This window comes from Shewanella sp. CG12_big_fil_rev_8_21_14_0_65_47_15 (assembly GCF_002783505.1).
Classification (GTDB): domain Bacteria; phylum Pseudomonadota; class Gammaproteobacteria; order Enterobacterales; family Shewanellaceae; genus Shewanella.
Map to the genome: position 1 here is coordinate 1 of NZ_PFGL01000068.1, position 4247 is coordinate 4247.

Consider the following 4247-nt stretch of genomic DNA (forward strand, 5'->3'; position numbering starts at 1 on the left):
AAGCTAGCTCGCCATCCATGGCGAGACTCACGCAATTTGTCTATTCGCCCTGCGGCAACTCCGAGGGGAGGTGAACTTCTGTGATCTTGGTGTTGGTTGTTAATTCCAAAAGAGTTGTGCCTGTCCCATTTTTCGTGGGTCTTCAACCCACACCCGATAATAGTGCTGGTTTGCTTGGTGTTTGAATTGGCAAGGTTATCGCTGTAAGTAGTGAGTATTGCGGCCTACGGCCGAGGTGAATCAAGGTCGTGGGGCTTCAACCCACACCCGACCAAGAGGGCATCAACAGCAATTCCCTCTTGGATCTCCCTTGGCGAACAACGTCCATGTCTAACTGCCAGTTCGCCATCCGTGGCTCTCGTTCGTAACGCTGCTATGCAGCACTCACCCTAGCGAAGTTACATGTATTGGTTAGTGGCTTCGTGCTTATTCGAAAATCGCTAACGCTTCCGATGGTACATCCTGTACCTCGAAAGCTAACTCGGCATCCATGCCTCGCTCACGCGATTTTCTTCAACGCCCTTCAGCAACTTCGCAGGGGAGGGTGAACTTCTGTAGCCTCGATGTTAACTGTTAATCCCCAGAGACTCGTGCCTGTCCCATCTTTCACGACCATGCCTCGCTCACGCAACGAACGCAAATGCCCTGCGGCAACTCCGAGGAGAGGTGAACTTCTGTGATCTCGGTGTTGGCCGTCAATTTTAAAAGATTTGCGCCTGTTCTATCTTTCCCATCTTTCTGGCTTTAGCGTGCTTGAACGCTATCTTAAACTGTATTATGTTATTGTTTTACAAAGGATGGCCGAGTTTGGTAGGGATAAAATATTTTATTGGCAGCCATATAGCGCATACTTAATTCAAGGAAGAAATCGTAATGCTAACATATTATAAATATAGCTTTTTTATCTGCCTCTTAATCCAATTCCCACTATTCGCCGACACCATAGAGACCACAGAACTTCCGCCAATACTCAATTACATGCCCTCATGCTCGCCGAATATATTAAAGCATGTGCAAATTACTCGTACATTAGCTAAATACGATGCCAATATCCCATTGGAAGAAAATCCTGATTTCACTCAAGCCCTCTTGGATTTGAGGTTAGATGCCAAGCGTCAGCAAGCGGATGCTGTCATATTAACGAATATCCATAATGTTATGCGCCCTGAAACTAAAAATTTGGCCAGTACCAAGACCAGTCATTTTAATGCCGACTTTATTCGTTACTGTAAAGATAATTCCCAATTGTCTGAACAGGTTACACCATATAACGACAAGGGGATCCATGTTGTCGCGACGATCAGTTATAGCTTTCAACTTGCAGATGCTCCCTCGTTAGCGGAGGTTGCCGATTCCATTCAAGTACCTTTAGCTAATATATCTCTAGACTCTGGTGCTTTTGGCATACCATTGGGCGCTAAGGTTGCAACGCTGACTACACAGTTAGGGCCCGCAAGTATTGAGATAATGTTAGATTCATCAGAACAAGCCTTAGGCTATGGTCGCGGTATATGGTTTATTATCCGAGATGGAATGGTTAACAGCATACAATCCGGTAATTTGTTTATGAGTGGTTATGGTAAAAATCTCATTGGATATCGTGAAGGATTTGACTCTGTTTCTTGGGGGCTTGAAGGCGGTGTGCAGCAAAATAATAGTTTAGAAGAGGTTAAGTTACAGCTAGGTGCACAGCTTAAAAATTCTGCTTCAGAATACCTGTTAAGTAATAGGAAAGCGCAATTGAGGCTATTATTCGAATCCTTTAACCCTGTCAGCAAAGAGCAATCGATTGAAAAGTTAACCGGGTTTGTACTAGAAAATAAAAATAATGCGAATACGCTTTCTTCTCCTAAATTGGCGACTACAACACAAGTTGACCACACAATTGGGTTAATTAATCCTTTTAATTTAAAGCAAAAACCTAAGCTTAAAACGCTTCTCGACAGCATTGGAAGTTACCATAAATTGAATCTATCCGATTCAGGAATTTGGTGGTTGCTAGGGAATCATTTACAGGTTCAGTATGAGCAGGGTGAATTGCGGCGCGCCCAAATAGCCCAAGAATTGTTCAACAAACCCAGTCCAAATCTCGATATGCGCTATATTGCCAAACAGCTAGCATTCCCATATACCAAAGCTGAAATATTAACCCAATATCCAAACGCAACCGATAACTTTGACCAAGTGCAAATCCGTTTTGAGAACTTTGAGTTGGAAGCTAAATTTGAGACAGAAGCGGATGATGCGGCTATGTATCAACTCAATATCGAGTATTTTTAAGTTGTGAGTATCGCTAGATTTGCGGCCTTATGGCCGAGGTGAATCAAAGTCGTGGGGTTTTACCCCCTGATTTTTAATCAAGAGTCGACCAAGGAGGACACTGCTCGTCCCATCTTTCTCTTGATTTGCGGCCTGACGGCCGAGAAAGTCGTGGGGCTTCACCCCACACCCGACCAAGGAGGACTGCTCGTCCTATCAAAAACGTCCATGTTAAATAGCCAGCTCGATATCCCTATCTCGCGCTCAAAGCGGCCGCTGGCCTTCGCCCTTGGAGGCTCCATGACGTCCCCAACGGAGTTGAAAGCCCCTTGGGCAATTAGCGCCCTTATGCTATCGCGTCAGACGCTCGTCCCTGATTCGACTGACGCTATCTCGGCATCCATGCCTCGCTCACGCAACGAACGCAAATGCCCTGCGGCAACTCCGAGGGGAGGTGAACTTCTGTGATATCGGCGTTTGCTGTTAATCCCAAAAGAGTTATGCCTGTGCCATCTTTCGATGCCAACAACACAATCAATTTACTCTTGCTCGACTTTGTCGTAAGTTTGTTAAAATAGTGTTTTTTGTGTGTCTAATCGGTTATTGAAGGACTTAATTCTTAATATGGATACTTATGCACCTGACAGTGAGGTCATTATTGGACTTGTTACACCAGTTGGTGTGAATTATGACGATATAAGTTCTCGTTTTGAAACATTTTTAACTCGGTACAGATACAAGCTAAATTGGCTTCACCTTAGTAAATTGATGGCAGAACTGATTGAGAATGGTGAGGTTGGCTTCGTTTCAGAAGATGAACGACTTCAAAATGCTATGGCTTTAGGTAATCGTTTACGGAAAGACTATAAAAGAGACGACATTATGGCTCTTGTGGCCATTAATTCGATTCTTTCAAAGCGTGAAAGAGAGGCTGATAGAAGTAAACCTCTTTTTCGGACTGCCCATATTATTCGTTCTTTAAAGCATCCTGATGAAGTGGAAACTCTACGGACGGTTTACGGGAAAGGCTTTGTCTTAATAGGCATAACTGCCGATGAAGAGAGCCGTATAAAATATCTTATGGAACAAAAAGGAATTGAAACTAGAGAAAAAGCTCAGGAGCTCATAGAGCGTGACGATAGAGAAAATGATTTATCAACTGAATATGGCGAGCACGGACAGTCAACTCGCGATGTATTCCAACTTTCAGACTTCTTTTTAACTATTGATACTGTAGAGGAGTTCGATGAGCAGCTACAGCGGATTCTTAGTATCTTATTTGCTAAACCTGTTGTATCACCGAATCTAGATGAATATGCAATGTTTCTTGCGTATGCAGCTTCTCTACGTTCTGCAGATTTATCTCGACAAGTAGGTGCTGTAGTTGTGGGAGTCTCTGGTGATATTATTTCAACAGGGGCTAATGATGTCCCTCAAAAAGGGGGCGGACTCTATTGGCCTGGGATTAATGATCAGCGAGATTATGTCAAAGGATGCGATACAAATGAGCAGGAAAAAAAGGCTATTAGTTTAAAAATTTTAAAAGAATTTGATGCTTATAATAATACTGTTTCCGAAGATGAAAATTATAAAATCGCGAAAAAACGCTTAAAGCAGACAGGTATACTGGATATCACAGAGTATGGTCGCGCTGTGCATGCTGAAATGGAAGCGTTGATGTCTGCTGCACGTACGGGGATCTCAGTTTTGGGAGCCACGCTATACACAACCACTTTCCCATGCCACAATTGCGCCAAGCATATTGTTGCTGCAGGCGTTGGTAAAGTTGTGTTTATTGAGCCCTATCCAAAGAGTTTTGCAACAAAGTTGCATAGTGACTCAATAAAAGTTGATAGGTTCAATGGTGACGAAACGAAAGTGCACTTGAGGCTGTGAGGCTGTTCATAATTCTGTGTCAGGTTAATTTCACAGATCGATATGGTTTTCTAAGCGTCCCTCAAAATGGATTGAGAGCTGTGATAGCGTCA

The 4247-nt window shown here is 43.4% G+C and carries 2 protein-coding genes; both read left to right on the forward strand.

The genetic code is table 11. The features are described from left to right. Window positions 1-873: 873 nt before the first annotated feature. A complete protein-coding gene (locus tag COW15_RS19600; RefSeq protein WP_293635252.1) occupies window positions 874-2280 on the forward strand; it encodes a hypothetical protein in 1407 nt (468 codons plus the stop codon). A gap of 603 nt (window positions 2281-2883) precedes the next feature. Beyond that, a complete protein-coding gene (locus COW15_RS19605; protein ID WP_293635254.1) occupies window positions 2884-4155 on the forward strand; it encodes an anti-phage dCTP deaminase in 1272 nt (423 codons plus the stop codon). The last annotated feature ends 92 nt before the right edge of the window (window positions 4156-4247 follow it).

Bases quoted from the DNA above. Each gene is read 5' to 3' on its own strand.
- COW15_RS19600 (WP_293635252.1), top strand. From the start codon at position 874: ATGCTAACATATTATAAATATAGCTTTTTTATCTGCCTCTTAATCCAA.
- COW15_RS19605 (WP_293635254.1), top strand. From the start codon at position 2,884: ATGGATACTTATGCACCTGACAGTGAGGTCATTATTGGACTTGTTACA.